Below are 17,158 nucleotides of genomic sequence, written 5' to 3'. Positions count from 1 at the left end.
AAAGAGCAGTTAAATAAAACTATGTCCGCTTTGAGCATCCCATAATGTTTTATAAAAGCCTCCTGCCCCGATTAACTGTTGATGATTGCCCATTTCAATAAATATTTAGAAAGCTATCTTAATACTCTGGAAGGAAAAGAAAAGGTGCAGGTGGTTTGTATTGATGTAAGCTCCAGTTACCGCAAGTTAATCAGGCGTTACTTTCCCAATGCGATGATTGTTGCCGATCGCTTTCATGTGATTCGTTTATTGAATCAATTCTGTTTGCAGACTTATCAGCAGATTGATCCCGAAATGAAATATCAGCGAGGTCTCTTGGCCGCATTGAGAACCAATCCCAATAATCTCACTGTAAAGCGACTCAATAGACGAGAACGTTATTTGCAACAACAGCCTGTCATTGCTGCAATATATTCTTTTAAACAGCGATTACATCGGTTACTCATGAGGAAACATCGCACCGCAAAGCAGTGTACGCGTTTAATACCTCTTTTTCTTAAACTGGTTGCCAGTCTGAAGGAAAGTCCTTTTGAGTCACTAAAGACTCTGGGTAAAACATTATATCAATGGAAAGAAGAAGTGGTTAGAATGTGGCGGTTTACTAAAAACAACGGCATTACAGAAGGGTTCCATCGTAAGATGAAGCTGATTCAACGTCGTGCTTGTGTCAGATTAAGTCAAAACTAATTCAGTTTAGAAACTTTGAAAATTACAGGTTAAGGGTTAAAGTTTGGCTCCGTTGCAAAAAAGATTTAATTTATAAAATTTTAGGTTTTGGATAGATCTCAACTGTAAATCCCAAATTGTTCATTAATAAAGGATACTTCGGTTCGTGTTCCATACATCCAAATATTGAACTGTCCTTTTTTGAACATCCGCATGACTTCAAATCCTTTAATCGTTGCATAGGCAGTTTTCATTGACTGAAAACCTCTTGTAGGATTTATAAGTCGTTTAAGCTTTCCGTGGTCAGCTTCCAACCGATTATTACGATACTTTATTTGTAAATGCTCGACAGACTCTGAAATAGTGCCTTCCACTTTTAACGCCTTAATAGCTTGTCCGTATGATGGATTTTTATTAGTGTTAATCACACTAATATCACAGGTGGGATTGCTCTTTATCATTTTTTTCAAGAATCGTTTCGCAGCAATGGCATTGCGTCGGTGAGACAGATAAAAATCAATGGTATTACCCCGTTCATCAATTGCTCGATACAGATATTTCCATTCACCTTTTATCTTGATGTAGGTTTCATCTAAATGCCAACGTCTAGAATAACACTTCTTATGCCATTCAAGTCGCTTTTTTAGTTCGGGCGCATAATGCTGAACCCAGCGATAAATAGTAGTGTGATCCAGTTCAAGACCGCGCTCACTCATCATTTCTTCCAAATCTCTATAACTAATACCGTATTTACAATACCAACGTACACATTGTAGGATCACTTCACCATGAAAATGACGCCACTTAAATGCAATAGGTTTTGTTGAGCGCATTAGGATAGCCTGTTAGGGAACGAGATCAGTCTAAATTATAAACTACTTTCCCTTTTTGCAACGGAGCCTTCTATCTTGCTGCGCTGCTATAACAATTATTTTCATTTTCTTATCTTCTGAATTAGATAATAAAAATAATATTTTTTACCCCAAAATTTTTCTCTTCGAGCATATTTCGCAATAGGGTGAAGCGCTGGATTTTTAAATCTAATTTTCCACCAGGGTAGAAATATTAGTCCGTAAGTAGCAGCTATGGTAGTGAGTTCTTGAAACCATGTTTCTGCATTACCACTAAGCAAGAATGATACATATCCATAAAATCTTTCTTCATTGACAATCAGTTTTTCGTAGAGAGAAGCTTGAACAAGTTTGGTAATATTTAGTTTTTGTACTATTTTTAATTTATCATGATGTTTAATAAATTTTTCCAAACGGTTTGATTGATCTTTAAGTTTAAAATAATGATCTGCATAACAAAAATAACCGCCTAAAGAAAGAACACGCCCCACTTCGGAAAAAAAATTTTCAATGCGTGGGTAAAGGTGAGAGCTTTCAAGGTTGGTAACAATATCAAAGTTTTCATTTTCTATAGGTAAACTTTCCGCATCGGATTGGATGTAGTTTACTTTATCTTCTTGGTAAAAATTACGATGTGAATTTCTTACTAATTGATTGACCAAATCAATACCCAAAGCATAATCTGTTTTAAGTAACTCTGAACTTGCTCGTAGACCAAGACCATTTCCAGAACCAATCTCTAACAATCTTTTATTGAAAAATTGCATTTTGATAAGAGGTCTTATAAGAAAGTAAAGAAGTAATTGCGAATAAATATCTTGTATCTCAGAAATTCTAGAAAAATTAAAATTTAATTGGTTGTATTCTTGGTAAATTTTTTTATCCCATAATCCTAAATTTAAAAAAAATTTATCAGGATATATATTCCCAAAAGTTGTATAACTTTCTTGTATAAATTTTTTGAGTAGATTCAATTCTGAAACGTCCACATACTGATGACTCATCACAAAACCAATTTGTCTGGCAGCTTTAAAGTAAGTGTTAATCAATTCATTCATTTTTAATGGGACCACTAAGGAATGAAATTAAGTTTAGATTATTTCACTTTATAAGACAATTTTCTTGGGCACCGTCAAGTTAACTTTGTGCTAGGCTGTATTTTATTTGTAGGAAGATCGTGATGCTGGAAAGGAAGCCGAAAAGATATCGTTACCCAGTAGATCTTATCAGTATAGCGGTGTGGAGTTACCATCGATTTAAGGACAGCTACCGTGACGTCTCGGAACGCTTATTGTATCACGGGATAGACGTAAGTTATGAGACGATACGTCAATGGTGCATTAAATTTGGTGCTAAGTTTAAGAATGTCATTAAGAAACGAGCGCCCAGACGCACGGATAAATGGTATTTGGATGAGCAGCAATTGCGTATTTGCGGAGCAACTCATGCGCCGCGGATGATGAGGGTTATGAGCTGGATGTGTTTCTGAAAAAGCGGCTTAATAAAAAGTCGGCCATCCGTTTTCTGTCCCGCTTATTGAACGCCTATCCAAAGCCTCGGGTTATCGTAGCGGACAAGCTAAGAAGCTATTTGAGACCAATTCAGCAGATGGGTAAAAGAATTGAGCATCGCTCGCATAAATGACTCAATAATCGGGTTGAAAATGCCCATCAGCCCACGCGTAGAAAAGAGAAATGCCTTATTCGTTTTAAATCACTCGCAGGGACGCAGAGCATCATCGCGCTCATGGGGGAAACGCGTAATCTTTTTGCTGTGGCCGTCGGGCGCTATACCAATTCTGCCTCTCATCGAAAAATCCAATTTCATAAAGCCAAAGAAATTTGGAATATCGCTGCAGCGAATGATGGGTTAACGTAGCAAATGCGAATTAGCGTCATATTTCGGCCTAATTTAATGAAAAATCAATGCATACTAGCTATGAATCTAGCTAATTTGGTTATAAATTACTTCATTTTTATTTCTTCAAATGAGCAGTTAAATTTACAGTAGAGCTCAGTTCTGGCTAGGGTTAGCGATGATTCCAGTTCTGTAAATCAACCCAAATATCTATAATTGACATATAAATAGTCGTACTAGGATTTCCAATGAAAAAAACAAATGCAGTATTTACTTATTTTATTTTATTCAATTTATGTTTCTTTGTTTTACAGTTAGCGCTAGTGTATACTAATAACAGTAGTTTTGTTAATGCGATAAAACTTCCAGCGCAAATTTGGATAGAATTAATCACAACATTCATAATCCACCTCTTTCTTTATATACTGTTATCGTTCATTCAGACGCTTCTGCTTATTGGAATACTAAAACGACCATGGCATTATTTTTCTGATCAGCGCTGGATCATTATTATTTGGACGCTCACCGTTTGCGCCATACTTAGTGCAAATAGCTATTATTTTCCACTTAGCATATTTAGCAAGCTGTTTTCACCTCCAATATCAGAATCATTTATGCTAATTGTATTAGGTATTTCAGTATTAGGATTAAGCTTTTTAATCATTAACAGTATTCTTTATCGAAAAAGTTTATATACTTTGACAGCCATAGCCATTATTCCTTTAATTTTAAATCTGATCCGCCACCAAACCACTCAACCATACGCTAGTGAAAAACCTAATATTATCCTATTAGGTATAGATTCACTAAGTCCAGATAGTGTGACTTCTGAAAGCATGCCTTTTTTTTCTAAATTAGTGAATCAAAGCACTCAATTTACTGATTCAATCAGCCCACTTGCACGAACCTACCCCGCATGGTCTAGTATTTTAACCGGATTATATGCAGAGCATCATCATGGAGAGGAAAATTTAGTAGCCAAAGATATGGTCAAAAGTGAGTTAAGTATTGCTTGGATGCTTAAAAAACAAGGATATACGACAATCTATGCGACAGACGACAGGCGATTTAATAATATTGACAAGGAGTTTGGGTTCGAAAACGTTATCGGTCCTAGGCTCGGTATTAATGATGTCATTCTTGGAACATCTAATGACTTGCCATTGTCTAATTTATTAATCAATTTTCGAATTAGTTCCTGGCTATTTCCTTACAACTACAGTAATCGAGCTAGTTTTTTTTCTTACTATCCACAAACTTTTACGACTAAATTAAAACATGATTTGGCCTCAGAGGTACATACCATGCCCGTTTTTCTTGGAGTTCATTTCACACTCCCACACTGGCCTTATGCATGGGCGTCATCCTTACCCGAACAAGTTAATAATGAATTTAGTCTTGAAAAAAGAGATATTCTTTATCAGAAAGCTTTAAAAAAAGTCGATCAACAATTTGAATCATTTTTCATGTACTTACAAGAAAATCATTATTTGAACAATTCTCTTCTTATTATATTAAGTGATCACGGAGAAGTGTTGTATCATCCTAATTCTCGTTTAACCAATTACTCTAATTATCAAGGCACGCTTCCCAGTAAATTTGCAGAATATCTCAAAGAAAAAACCGCTACTGACTTAAATAAAAGCGCCGGCCATGGTTCGGATATATTAAGCCCTAAACAGTATCATAATGTATTAGCTTTCAGAATTTATAAAAATGGGCAAATAATCACGAAAGACGACAAAATTGATACGCGTGTTGCATTAATTGATCTCTCGCCTACCATTCTCGATTTTCTGCATCTACAAAATACACAAAAAATGGATGGAGTTTCTTTGCTTCCCGCGGTGCTTAATCCTAGGTACACTTTACCCAAACGAACCTTTTTTATTGAAAGTGGCATATTTCCTAACCAAAAATTATCAAAAGAAAAATCCATAAAGATTGGTCATTTATTTTATATGGTTAATCCTGAAACAGGAGAACTTGAAATTAAACCTAATAAACTTCAATATTTTGAGGAACAAAAACTATATGGAATAATCAAAAATAATTGGGTATTAGTTCTTTACCCAGATGCGAAAAATTATATTCCCGTTATTCAAAATCTTTCTACTGGGGCATGGGACGATGATCTACAGAGTAACTTTGCGAAAGCTACACCTGCCTCTCAAATGTATCAACAACTCCATCAGTTTTATGGAAACAAACTTTTTTTACCTTTACCCTAACTCGGGGTTAAATTACAGAAAGGGATTCTAAACAAAGCCATTAACCAACAGGATCAAAAAAGTAAGTTTATCGATGCTATAGTCCCTTAGGGCGTTGTTGAATAAATCGAATTAAGGTAACAATCATCGAATCAGATGATTTCTATGTAAGTCGCTTTTTTGAATTTATGGCGATATTTGTCGTTATGCTTATTGGGCATGTCCGCGCGCAGGATGAGAACATTGGTAGATACAGTAACAGTAGCTACATTCCTGGTCAAAGTTATAGGGATATTTTAAAAATACTCGATTTATTCAACAACGCCCCACCGGAACTTGATTATGTATTATACAGAACAGGCAACTGGTCCGTCTTGCAAAATAGCATACAATAAACATCCTGTTTATCAGCATAAGCCAGTACATCAATCTAATTTGGATAAGGAAAAGAGGCACATTTTCAATAAAAATAAGAATTTAAAATATTTTTTGTTCCTTTTTTATTAGTTATTATCATAGTAGAGGGCTACTTTATTACACATTCTTTGAGTAAAGATAAATTACCTTTTCCAAGAAATCCAAGTAAGGTAGATCAGAGAATTATTTTGAGCGGCGTAACAATTAATTTAAATCAATTATTTGAACAAGTTAATTTGGCTGCTGATTCCTAGCATTCCGGTAAGATATAGGCTGATAATAACTGCAAAACGGTTGCAAGCAATAATCCAAACCAAGGCACATTTGGAAATGAAGTTTGCAAGGATGGTAATAGATAACCGCTCTAAAGTTGCGGAAGTGATAATACATTTTTTTGATAAAATAAAGTAATTGCATAAGCTATACCTTGTAGCTCAAATAATCCTGTAATAAAAGCGGTAATGATCAATCCGTGGGTTCCCAAGTATTTTTGGGCAATTGCAACTAAAAACAATATGCCCATAATGAAAATCCCTAATTTAATCAGTGAATTAAAATCCAGCGGATTCGGGTAGCTTATTTGAATTTTCGCTTCTCCCTTATGCAGAAAAAACCAGGTTGAGAGCCCACCTACTGCAATCACTGCAACAATAGGCAAAAAGACGAATTTAAATAAATTTGGACTTACGGCTAAAATAACCATTAAAAAAGCCAAAAGAGTAGCAATTGTCGCAAAAATGCCTCCCAGAACTCCTGCGTAAACGGTTTGCGTTTTCCTTCTAGTTTCTTGTGAGAGTGAAGCGAATACGGCGGTTGAAGAAATAAAACCGCCAAAAAACCAATTAAAATAATCCCAAGTCGCTTACCGAATAAGCGAATGACTATGTAGCCTCCAAACTGCAAACTTGCAAGGATTAAAAAAATAATTCCGAAATTTTGCGGATTAAACAAATTCCAGGTGTCGATGGTTTTATCAGGTAAAAATGAAATTATGGCCAGTGATATAATGATAATGGTAATTGAGGCTTCGATTTCTTTTGCTGTAATTTTTTCCCTAGCAAAACGATGCAGACTGGGTCTGCCATACAAAATAAGTAACATAAATAAGATGTTACTTATTTGCTAAAAAATAATATGACTGCTAAATTTAATCACACTTACATATAAATTAATTATAAAATTGAAAGGATTGCATATCGTTTTGTAGCCAAAAAACTAGATTTCTCGAATTAACCATCAAGGAAGAGAGAAATGGAATTAAATATAAGACACGATAAAAAAAATCAAAAATTCTACGTTAAGAAAAATAATGAAGAGAGCAATTTAAAATATAAAAAACTCGATGAGCAAACATTGGATTATTATGCTACTTATGTACCTGAAAATTTAAGGAACCAAGGGATTGCTGATAATATCACTGATTATGCTTTACAATATGCAAAAGATGAAAATTATCAAGTGTTTCCCAGCTGTCCTTATGTTAAAAGTTATATCGAGAAGCATCCGAAGTATCAGAGTTTAGTAAAGGAAAAATCTGAAAATCAATCCAATCACCCATCATTAAAAAAATACTGGCCTTTAATTTCTTTGATTATCATTTCATTACTAGCAGCCCTAAGCATTAATTGGCAAGTTGGTGGCGACATGCGTGTCTGGATGCACTATTTTATGGGTATTTTTCTTTTAATTTTCAGTACCTTAAAACTATTTCATCCCCTAGATTTTGCCGATGGCTTCGAGATGTACGATATAATCGCCAACCGCTCTCGAATTTATGCTTATTGCTATCCTTTAATTGAATTACTTTTGGGCCTCGCTTACCTCTCGTTTTTTTTACCAATACTAACCTACCTCATCACGATTATTATTTTAACCATTGGTGCCATTGGCGTGATCAAGGGATTGCAACAAGGGCTTGATATCAATTGTCCTTGTATGGGTACTACCCTAGATGTGCCATTATCTACAGTCACCCTTACGGAAGATATAGGGATGGCTTTAATGGCTTTTATCCTTTTGATTATGAGTATATTTTAATAAGTATAGGCTGAGCAAATAACTCCTCTTGGAGAAGTTAGAAAATGATGACTCCATTCTCAAAAAAATATTTTTATTTTATTGCAAATATCCTACTTACAGGTTACGTACTGGTTATCTCAGCCCCTTTATTTAACCCTTTACTCGCAGCGCTTATTTTAGCTCTGGCTTTAAAACCATTTGCAACATTTCTTGAAAAATTTAAGGTTCCTCGTCTTTTGGCTTCTCTTATTTCAGTGGTTACATTCGTCATTGTTTTAGCAGGCCTTATTCTTTTTTTTCAAGCTCAAATACGAAATATCGATTTTAAGCTAGGTCATATTAGTCAAAATATGGTCTCGATGCCAACCTATATCCAAAGCTCGATTAGTAATTTTTTTGGCATTAGCCAAGAGCAGCAGACTTCTCTCCTGAACGAACTGTTTACAATAATAATTAAAAACAGCACGGTTTTATTCAATCATACGTTATCTTTTACCACATCGCTTGTTGCTTCAATATCAATTTTTATTATCGCATTATTTTTTTTCCTTAATTATCGAAAATTTTTTAAAAACTTTTTATTCAAAATAGTTAAAGAGAAATACCATTCCAATTTAAATCAGATTTTAACTCGCATTCTATCTGTTGTCAGTCGTTATATATTTGGTTTACTTCTTATTATTTTCATTGTTGCTCTTTTGAATACTTTAGGGCTTTGGTTTTTAGGAGTAGAACATGCGATTTTGTTTGGTGTATTGGCTGCTGTTCTAATACTTATTCCGTACGTTGGTATTTTTATCGGCTCTCTACTTCCTGCCTTATTTGTTTTATTGACAAAAGGATCGTTTGGATATGCCTTTGCTATGATTTTTATTTTTATTTTTATAATTGTACAATTCCTTGAAGGTAATTTTTTAACTCCTAATATTGTTGGCAGCCAAGTGAGCGTCAATCCTTTTGCGGTGATATTGGGAATCGGCGGATTATTACTAGGAATAACTGGCATTATGTTAGCGCTTCCCGTATTGGCAATAACAAAAGTGATCTGTGATGAAATACAATCCCTAGAACCTATAGGATATTTAATTAGTAATCCTAAATGATAGGGCTGCTACTCCTGTTTGTGCTGGCATTTTAACTTTAAGGATCACAACTAAGTAGGAGAATTTACCCCAATCACTTATTAATTAATTCTCTTAGGATCTAATAACTCATAAAGTTATGTACCATATGCAAATTGGCTTGAAAATATCATCTTTTTTTATTACGACTGCTCGGAAGATTGAGTTTCTTCGATTCCGTTTATTGAATACTTCTTTTTCAGTGTACTGATAGTTATCGACAGGTGATTTTTACTCTGACATGGATATAATTTTATTATATTTTGGTGCAAATGATTGCGTTTGGTTTTTCCCTCTTTAATAATACTTTCGAGCTATAAAATCAGGAATAGTGATGAGTAATGTAGATAATTGGTTAGAAATTATAAAGGTATATCAACCACATCATAAGAGATACAGAGTAGCACTCGAGTTTTTAAAATATTGCGCTGATACCGAACGTGCTGAGTTAGTTAATAAATATATTCGTCCGCTAGTGGTTTTCGATGGATATACCTTCATAGAATCATTGGAAAAATTACACGATGAGTTTGGTATAGGTCCGCATTCAATTGGTCTTTTTTTAAGAAGAAGTAACCATTTTAAAGGTATAATCGATGCATTGCTCGATCTTAAGAAACAGGGTATTTACAGTCATGAAATAACTGAACTCATGGTGTCCTTGTATGAAAGCTGCAATCACAATAGCGATCCATTCTTCCCAAATTTTGATACAAACTTGTTATCTCATCTGACTAACCTGTATCGTGCTGAAGCTTTAAATCCAAGTGTGATAACCTTATTAAAAATTTCTGCCCCTGCCTTACAGGAATCTATAGAAGCGCTTTCCTTATTAAAGGCAGCAGGACTGTATAAAGAGGAGTATATTGATATTTTATCTTACCGTGATGCATTGTATCCGGTTGAATATGCAAAAGCACTCGTCCTACTGCAGGAAGCCAATGCACTTAATCAAGAAACATTAAAATATTTTAAACACAGTGGCCTACCGCGTGAGTTTTTATCCTCTTTAGAAAAAGTAAATCATGCCCAGCAATTGAATACTGAATCAGCAAAATGGATAATGACTACTTGCTTAGGTTATGATTCTGAATCTGATCTTTTAGCGTTTATTGAACTTAATAAAGCCAAAATTCAATTTGAAATAGAGGATTTATTGTCAAAAAAAATATCAGAAATAATTTTAATTATTTCCAGGTTAAATAGTCTTACTCAAGATGTGTATCATGCATTAAAAACCAAAAGCTCTCAGCAACGATGGCCATTTATACGATGTTTGCATTACTTGGAAGAGAAGAATATAGGAACGCCTGAACTTATTCTTCGTCTTTGTAATAATGAGCTCAAACTTAACCAATTGTATGAGCTATTTGAGACAGTGAATATTGATACTGCGTCGCAAGAAGCAATGTTATCTCAAGGTTTTATTCATAATATGAATAATCAAAAACCCAATTCAGCAAGTAATGAAATAGCACCATCATCCCCTAATCGACTCTATGAACCATGATGAATGTATGTGGCCCTAAAACTTGAATTTAAATTTATGCTATCTATACTCAAAACACACTCATCATGAGCAAGAGCAATGAATAGATGGTGTGAACATAAGTATCTTGATTAGAAAAGCAACAGAGATACTCTACTCACAATAGATTACTCTCTGAAGAATGAATTTTAGGGAGAAATAGATGTGGCTTTACTATCTCGAGCAAATTAATTCAAGTATGGATATTTCTTATGTCCTTATAAGAACACTTATAATTTATATTTACGCTATTTTTTTAATCCGAATAGGCAACAAACGATTTCATTTTGATAGTAGATTTGCGGCAAAGAAGCATTGAGTCATTATTTTCGCCCCAACCTATTGATTTTATTACGCCTGCTAGCTAACCTTGCTGCCCTTAAGAGGAGCAGGGTTGCTAAATGACACCAGCAAAAGAACTACCGATTGTCATTGAAAAATCACAAGAAGACGTTGATCAGATCATTGCATTAATACACTTATCAAACTTACCAGAGGGAACAAAACCTTTTGTCATTGGGTGTATTCACCTGGCTTCCTGGATCCCGCGCGCACTGGTCGAGCATAAAATAACCGTATCCAATTTAAAGCGGCTTATCTTTGGCAAAGGAGATAAGGCTACGAAACAACAAGACAAATCTCCAAAGGAAGAAGAGAATAACGCCGGTGCAGAAGAATCCGAAACCAGCCCTTCAAATGATGAGAGCCATGAGCCCAAAGAACCCACAGGACATGGATGCCTTTCGCATACCGCCTACATCAATGCACAGGAACACACCATTGCCTTAGAGTCCCTAAGTACCGGACAACCATGCCCACATCACTGCGGTGGCAGGCTTTATTCCATAAATCCCGGCATCTTTATTAATATCAAAGGACAGAATTTAGCTTCCGTTAATAAATATTGGATTGAGAAGCTGCGATGTGCTTTATGCAATGAGATCTTTTCAGCCAATATTCCAGCTCATGTCCACCAGGAAAATATCATCCAAGTTTTAAAGCCATGCTAGCTTTACAAAAATACTACATGGCTATGCCTTTTCATCGACAAGAATATTTTCAATTGCTCATTGGCTTTCCCAAACACTAACAATAATAGTGGAGAAAAGAATGGATATATCTTTTAGGATCTTGAAATCCATAATACACGCTCATATGCCTAACGTTTCCTCGAACTGTATCAAATAAAGAATATTGCGTCATCATTTACCCCAAAAAAGGTGCGGTCGTTTCTATTAGGAGGAATCTCAATCTCAATGGTACAAAACGTATGCTAATCCAAAATTTAGCCATATCACCTGATATGCAGTATTTTGAAAATAAAACAAGTTTACGGGTTACAGAAATGGCAAAAGTGATTGAACAAGTAAAAATAAGTGGTGATACCCATGGTGTTTGGAAATATGATGGCTCGAAAGTTATGGAGCATGAAATACCTGGATCAATAAAAAGAGCAGCAGCTCATGAAATGTCCGATGTAGAATTTTCAAGTAAAAGCGGTTTCTATAAAACCGATGCGGCTCAAAGTTCTCAGGGTGGTTCTCGTTTGGCACCAACACCTTGAAATTAGTCTTAAGGTAATCCTCTTTTGTCTATTAAAGGATATCTTTTAGATTTCTGATTAGAAAAGAGTGACGAGGTCTAAGAAATATCATTTAGATGTCTTCAGATTACTAAGGAGTTTAACTCTATTCAAATAAACATGGCTGTTAATATATTAAAGGCTCTAATAACTCAGACTTATTTACCTCAATGTCAAAACCATAGTCCTTAATGAGTGATGAGATTACATTGGTAAACCATTTAGGAGCAATCGGAGAGATAACTATCCTTTCAATTAATTTCTTTACATCAACATCTACAAAAATTCCTTCAGATGAGTTTCCAGTTCTTATAGAATGATAATCCCAATGAATAAATCGAAACTCATTTTCATGTTCATACGATTTGCGTTTGAAGAATGGCTGATGGATGACATAACTAGAGGTGGAATCGCTTTCACTGTTATAGTAAATAATTTTGCCACCCGTAATATTTTTGGAATCCATAATTGCATCACAAGCGCGTTCAAGTTCCGATACAATAGCTATAGAACATTGATTGGCACCATATATTTTCCATTGAGCCATAGATTCGCTACCATTCATATGCCAACAATTAACATAAAAAGAATCTCTTGCTCCTAAATATGAGTCTTTATAAAGTTTTGCAATAACTGGATTATCCTCAGTTGTGCTATTGAAGTTTAATTTAGAGGGCAATCCTTCCCATGGATCTTCATCAATTAATTGTTTTAACGATGGAAAATATAAACAGCGATTTTGCAAAAGAGCTAAAAATTTTGCCAACTCCATATATCGCCAAATTTTTTGATGTAAGGGTGGATACGATAGATCGGGACGAAATTGAAAGGGCATATAAGACTCAATTAATTTGGTTTAGTACATTTTACCTTAATTTATTCTATAAATTAGGTTTTCACAAAACGATGGTTTTGTGGGTTAGCTTTAAAAGATCCAGTACCTCATCATTCATCCCTAAGTCGCATAAAAAAACGATTAGGCGTAGAAACCGTAGAGCAATTTTTCTTAGAAATTGTTGCGCAATGCAAACAAGCTAGTTTATCAAATGATACCAGTGTTATGACCGCCAGCATTTTACTTGATGCAAATGCATCACTTGATTCATTAACATTAAAGGAAAAAGATAAAAATACACCTTCAATTGAGGGGGAAAACGTCAACTATCTAATAAGACCCATATCAGTAAAACTGATCCGGATGCCACATTAGCTTTTAAATCGGGAACACCAAGAACATTAAAATACAAAGCACATGTCACGAGCGATAGTATTAATAGGATAATTCTTGCTATAAAAATTACTACAGGGGCGGTTCATGATTCAGTCCCGTACCTAGAACAGCTTGAATATGTAAAAACGAAGGGGTTATGTTCTATCAAAGAAACTATTGCTGATAGAGCATATGGTTCTGGAGAATAATTTCTTACTTGAGAGACAATTCTGTCACAACATATATTCCTTTATTTAGTTCTCGTAGTGGTAGCTCTGAAAATAGTTCCCTTCCCGGTTTCCAATATGATGAGACACATAACTATTATTTATGCCCTCAAAATTTCATATTAAAACCCTGCAAATCACAAGGAGACACAACACTCTACATTTCATCTGCCTCAGATTGCAAACAATGCAGTGTCGCAAAAGATTGCTTGGCAAAGCTCAAAAATAAGGGGCCAATTCGGTATGTAACACGCAATAGGTATGCTGCACTTTATAACCAAATGAAGGATGAGATGGAACAACAATATTTCAAAGAAAAATTGTATGAGAGAATGTGGAAATTAGAAGGAATTATGAATAAACTCAAAAATTACCATGACTTAAAGCGAGCACAATATAGAGGATTAGAAAATACTCAAATTCAGGCCTATTTTGCTGCTATGGCGTTGAATATCAAAAGATTGGTATTTTTTGCTCTCTACCAACTATTACAGATTTTGATCTAACTTTGATCATATTTTTCAACAGGCCGCCCCATTTTATTTACTTACGAAAAATATATGCTTGTGCTTTATTTAAACCAAAACCATGCTATACTACAAATGTAGCAAAAGAATACTATTGTAGGTGAGATTATGGGAATCCCAATAAGAATTGACGAAAACATTTATTATGAGGCAAAAAAAGTTGCTGCTGCAGAATTTCGCTCTATCCCGAATCAAATAGAATATTGGGCTAAATTAGGGAAGTGTGCATTGGATAATCCTGATTTACCCATTGAGTTTATAAAAGATGTTTTGCTTTCTAAGCTTCAAGATAAGTCTTTAGCTGAACCTTTTCAATTCGAGGGTGAAGGTGAGTGATATTGAAATAAGGCAAATGCCAGCATTTAAGAAGGTCTATAAGAAATTGCCAGCCTCACATAAATCCATCGTTAATGAGGCTGTACGAAATATTGCCAATAATCCTGAAATTGGAGAAGAGAAGAAAGGGGATTTACTTGGAGTATATGTATATAAATTTAAAATTAATCATCAACAATTTCTTTTGGCGTATGAATGGGATCCGGCATTAAGAATTCTATTAGCACTGGGTGTACATGAAAACTTCTACCGAGATCTTAAGAGAAAGTAATTTACTATGAATTTTTAAGGGCTTTTACAAAGGGATTTACATGAAAGCATTGAACTTAGCAGGACAAGAAATAATTAAAAACTCAAAAGAAACTCGTTTCAATAATAAATTAAAAGTTTTGAGTTTATTGAGAATGGCCATATATAGCATACAAAAAGATATCGAATTAACGAAAAACATTGTAGAAGAGTCTTATTTTTTTCTCCTAGAATCACTGCATTGTTCATTTATTTGTGTTGAGGGACTTGAGCCTTTAGTTTTAAATGAAAGAGAAGATGCCGAAAATCACAACAAATTAGATTTAATAAGAGAAAAATTTTATAAAAATATTTTTTGCGAAATTTTTGGTTTGGAAACAGAAAACTATGAAGGTGGAAATATATTAAGTTATTCGCGAGGAAAAATTAAACGATTATTATTAGAGACGTTTAATGAGATATGCTTAATTGAACCATTAGGGTTTAATTTAGAGTAACTAATCATTATGTAATTATGTCGAGATGTAGGAGTCATAATAGTATTCCTTTACATATTTAAAGTATATATCCAAATTTAAGTGTATTCAATTATTATGCAAAACTGGTGTCCCAAGTTAGTTTTAAAAAATTGAAGAACTCAACGTCTGTATAGAATGGTCTAAGGGTGGGAAAGGGGAGGGAAGTGTACAGTCGATAAAATCCTAATAAATCTGATTACTGTGAAAAGTAGACTTTAAGCTAGAAAACGGACCTCGAAATAGTTCAACCCTTGAAAAAAAGTGTTGCAGATCAATTGATGTTGAAAAATAAAAATACAAAAGAGAATAAGTAAAGCTCATTATGTTTTTAGTATTGGACAATTTATTTGCTTAGGATCTATCACTCAGTAAAATATCTAATTATTCCTACCACTATACCAATAATAGAACAGTCAGACATACCCCTTTTTCAATTTTCGTAAAACACACGTAAGTACTTGATTTAATGGCGCGCCCGGAAGGATTCGAACCTCCGACCCCCTGGTTCGTAGCCACATTGATCAAGAGAAATATTTAATAAAATCAGCATGTTGCGATGTAACAAAATTAGCAACTACGGCCTAAAACTGCTTGAAACAACTATGGTTATACTACAGTTTGTTACAAATTTGCTACACAATATTTTTCTTATTAGGAGGCAGGAGCCTTATAAGGGCTTACTAAAATTGATAGAATGAATGCAGTAAGCTCCTAAAGACAACGCTGATTCTTGCATTTTAAGAAGTCATTCCTATAGCGCATTGAGTTTGATTATCAATCACTGCAAAAGGCAGCATGGCCCCTGATTCTTGTATGGAATCGCTTGTGGATATTCTCTCGCATCGACTCAGGGGATAGCACAAAAGTATACCATAGCTTCCATAATTCACCGTATTAAGTGGAGGGGCGTCGTGATGTCTTTCCGAAGCGGTGTTCGGGGAACAAGCACGCCTTAAAGTGTAACTGCATCTACTTTCATTGGTGCTTTTTTAGTTTCACGAGTGTTTTCTATCATGCCACGCTCGATTTGTTTAAGATAAAATTGCACTTAAATGAATTAGGAGAACCTTATAGTAATTTACATGAGTCAAATTCCTTATAGAAAAACATAGGAAAAAAAATAACAACCTTCTATAATGATGGATTTTTGTTATTTCTGGTTGTCCTATGGTTCGGTTTGCATTGTTGCTCTGTTTGATTAGTTCTTTTAGTTATGCCGAATCCCCAGGTTCTTTTACGCAATCTAAAAAAATTGCAGCACAATTGTTTCAAAAGCATCCACAAACCATTTATTGCCAATGCAGTTATGAAGATAAGGAAGTCAATTTAGCCAGTTGCGGTATGCAAGCTGCAAATCCTATAAAGCGCGCGCACCTTATTGAATGGGAGCACATTATGGCTGCAGAGCATTTTGGTCAACAATTTGCCTGTTGGCGGGAGCCTTTATGCGAAGATAAAAATGGAAAATCCTTTAAAGGGCGAAGATGCTGTGAGAAAAAGGATGAGCGTTTTCGCCATGTTGAAGCGGAGCTGTATAATTTGTGGCCTGAAGCAGGGGTTGTCAATCAGGCGCGCTCTAACTACCGCTTCGGAGTGCTTCCTGAACAATCCAGCTATCTAGGATGTGGGATGAAAATTGATAAATCATCTCGTCGAGTAGAACCCCCAGACTCTGCCAAAGGAGTGGTGGCTCGTGCTTATTTATTCATGTCGGAACACTATGGACTTTCTTTAAGTCCCTCGCAAAAGAAATTATTAACTCATGTTACGCACGGGACTTGCTGGCTGACTAAAAAGCATTAGAATTCCGCTCTTAATTTTAGGGAGGGAATCCAATGGA

17 protein-coding genes and 2 pseudogenes are annotated in these 17,158 nt (G+C 35.0%); 15 read left to right on the top strand and 4 right to left on the bottom strand.

What is annotated here, in order from left to right:
* Positions 1 to 99: 99 nt before the first annotated feature.
* Positions 100 to 782 (top strand): annotated as a pseudogene (locus tag Lsan_RS00660) (ISL3 family transposase); the annotation flags it as partial.
* 3 nt (positions 783 to 785) lie between these two features.
* On the opposite strand, the gene Lsan_RS00655 reads toward Lsan_RS00660, so the two are convergent.
* Entirely contained in the window at positions 786 to 1,499 is a 714-nt protein-coding gene (locus Lsan_RS00655) for an IS6 family transposase (RefSeq protein ID WP_058512616.1), read from the bottom strand.
* Positions 1,500 to 1,600: 101 nt separating this feature from the next.
* The gene (locus Lsan_RS00650; protein WP_058512615.1) at positions 1,601 to 2,575 is read right to left on the bottom strand and encodes a class I SAM-dependent methyltransferase; all 975 of its coding nucleotides are present in this window, start codon (positions 2,573 to 2,575) and stop codon (positions 1,601 to 1,603) included.
* A 122-nt stretch (positions 2,576 to 2,697) separates the two neighbouring features.
* Between Lsan_RS00650 and Lsan_RS21900 the strand changes: the two genes are divergently transcribed.
* The 3 genes from Lsan_RS21900 (at position 2,698) to Lsan_RS00640 (ending at position 5,605) form a co-directional block, all read left to right on the top strand.
* Entirely contained in the window at positions 2,698 to 3,006 is a 309-nt protein-coding gene (locus tag Lsan_RS21900; protein ID WP_058512614.1) for an IS6 family transposase, read from the top strand.
* Positions 2,997 to 3,161 carry a DDE-type integrase/transposase/recombinase gene (locus tag Lsan_RS23460; RefSeq protein ID WP_162265578.1) on the top strand — a complete coding sequence of 55 codons (165 nt, stop codon included), beginning with the start codon at positions 2,997 to 2,999 and terminating at the stop codon, positions 3,159 to 3,161. Before Lsan_RS21900 ends, Lsan_RS23460 begins: the two co-directional genes overlap by 10 nt.
* Before the next feature lie 461 nt (positions 3,162 to 3,622).
* The gene (locus Lsan_RS00640) at positions 3,623 to 5,605 is read left to right on the top strand and encodes a sulfatase-like hydrolase/transferase (RefSeq protein WP_058512613.1); all 1,983 of its coding nucleotides are present in this window, start codon (positions 3,623 to 3,625) and stop codon (positions 5,603 to 5,605) included.
* Positions 5,606 to 6,365: 760 nt separating this feature from the next.
* On the opposite strand, the gene Lsan_RS00635 is transcribed toward Lsan_RS00640, so the two are convergent.
* Entirely contained in the window at positions 6,366 to 6,824 is a 459-nt protein-coding gene (locus Lsan_RS00635) for a DUF4010 domain-containing protein (protein WP_083505056.1), read from the bottom strand.
* Between the two features lie 428 nt (positions 6,825 to 7,252).
* On the opposite strand from Lsan_RS00635, the gene Lsan_RS00625 reads away from it, so the two are divergent.
* From Lsan_RS00625 to Lsan_RS00600, 5 genes are all read left to right on the top strand, one after another.
* Complete coding sequence (locus Lsan_RS00625) at positions 7,253 to 8,038, top strand: GNAT family N-acetyltransferase (protein ID WP_058512610.1); 786 nt, start codon at positions 7,253 to 7,255, stop codon at positions 8,036 to 8,038.
* A 44-nt stretch (positions 8,039 to 8,082) separates the two neighbouring features.
* Entirely contained in the window at positions 8,083 to 9,123 is a 1,041-nt protein-coding gene (locus Lsan_RS00620; protein ID WP_058512609.1) for an AI-2E family transporter, read from the top strand.
* A gap of 352 nt (positions 9,124 to 9,475) precedes the next feature.
* A complete protein-coding gene (locus Lsan_RS22790; protein WP_237762000.1) occupies positions 9,476 to 10,651 on the top strand; it encodes a hypothetical protein in 1,176 nt (391 codons plus the stop codon).
* Positions 10,652 to 11,070: 419 nt separating this feature from the next.
* On the top strand, positions 11,071 to 11,679 hold the full coding sequence (locus Lsan_RS21885) for a hypothetical protein (RefSeq protein WP_237761999.1): 609 nt from the start codon (positions 11,071 to 11,073) through the stop codon (positions 11,677 to 11,679).
* Positions 11,680 to 11,939: 260 nt separating this feature from the next.
* Positions 11,940 to 12,233: a hypothetical protein gene (locus Lsan_RS00600; RefSeq protein WP_058512608.1), complete on the top strand. Its 294-nt coding sequence runs from the start codon at positions 11,940 to 11,942 to the stop codon at positions 12,231 to 12,233.
* Between the two features lie 145 nt (positions 12,234 to 12,378).
* Here Lsan_RS00600 and Lsan_RS00595 read toward each other — a convergent pair whose 3' ends face one another.
* The gene (locus tag Lsan_RS00595) at positions 12,379 to 13,023 is read right to left on the bottom strand and encodes a hypothetical protein (protein WP_133134362.1); all 645 of its coding nucleotides are present in this window, start codon (positions 13,021 to 13,023) and stop codon (positions 12,379 to 12,381) included.
* 141 nt (positions 13,024 to 13,164) lie between these two features.
* Between Lsan_RS00595 and Lsan_RS23455 the strand changes: the two are divergent.
* The 6 genes and pseudogenes from Lsan_RS23455 to Lsan_RS00570 all read left to right on the top strand — a co-directional run.
* Positions 13,165 to 13,461, top strand: a pseudogene (locus tag Lsan_RS23455) (transposase); the annotation flags it as partial.
* A 217-nt stretch (positions 13,462 to 13,678) separates the two neighbouring features.
* Entirely contained in the window at positions 13,679 to 14,194 is a 516-nt protein-coding gene (locus tag Lsan_RS00590) for a transposase (RefSeq protein WP_058512606.1), read from the top strand.
* 129 nt (positions 14,195 to 14,323) lie between these two features.
* Entirely contained in the window at positions 14,324 to 14,551 is a 228-nt protein-coding gene (locus Lsan_RS00585; protein ID WP_058512605.1) for a TA system antitoxin ParD family protein, read from the top strand.
* A complete protein-coding gene (locus tag Lsan_RS00580) occupies positions 14,544 to 14,822 on the top strand; it encodes a type II toxin-antitoxin system RelE/ParE family toxin (protein WP_202814618.1) in 279 nt (92 codons plus the stop codon). Before Lsan_RS00585 ends, Lsan_RS00580 begins: the two co-directional genes overlap by 8 nt.
* Before the next feature lie 40 nt (positions 14,823 to 14,862).
* On the top strand, positions 14,863 to 15,297 hold the full coding sequence (locus tag Lsan_RS00575) for a hypothetical protein (RefSeq protein ID WP_058512603.1): 435 nt from the start codon (positions 14,863 to 14,865) through the stop codon (positions 15,295 to 15,297).
* A gap of 1,188 nt (positions 15,298 to 16,485) precedes the next feature.
* Positions 16,486 to 17,121 carry an endonuclease gene (locus tag Lsan_RS00570; protein ID WP_237761998.1) on the top strand — a complete coding sequence of 212 codons (636 nt, stop codon included), beginning with the start codon at positions 16,486 to 16,488 and terminating at the stop codon, positions 17,119 to 17,121.
* The last annotated feature ends 37 nt before the right edge of the window (positions 17,122 to 17,158 follow it).

Source organism: Legionella santicrucis (assembly GCF_001468135.1).
Taxonomy (GTDB): domain Bacteria; phylum Pseudomonadota; class Gammaproteobacteria; order Legionellales; family Legionellaceae; genus Legionella; species Legionella santicrucis.
Note: the sequence above shows the minus strand (reverse complement) of the source record. Positions and strands in the feature narration are given on the sequence as shown.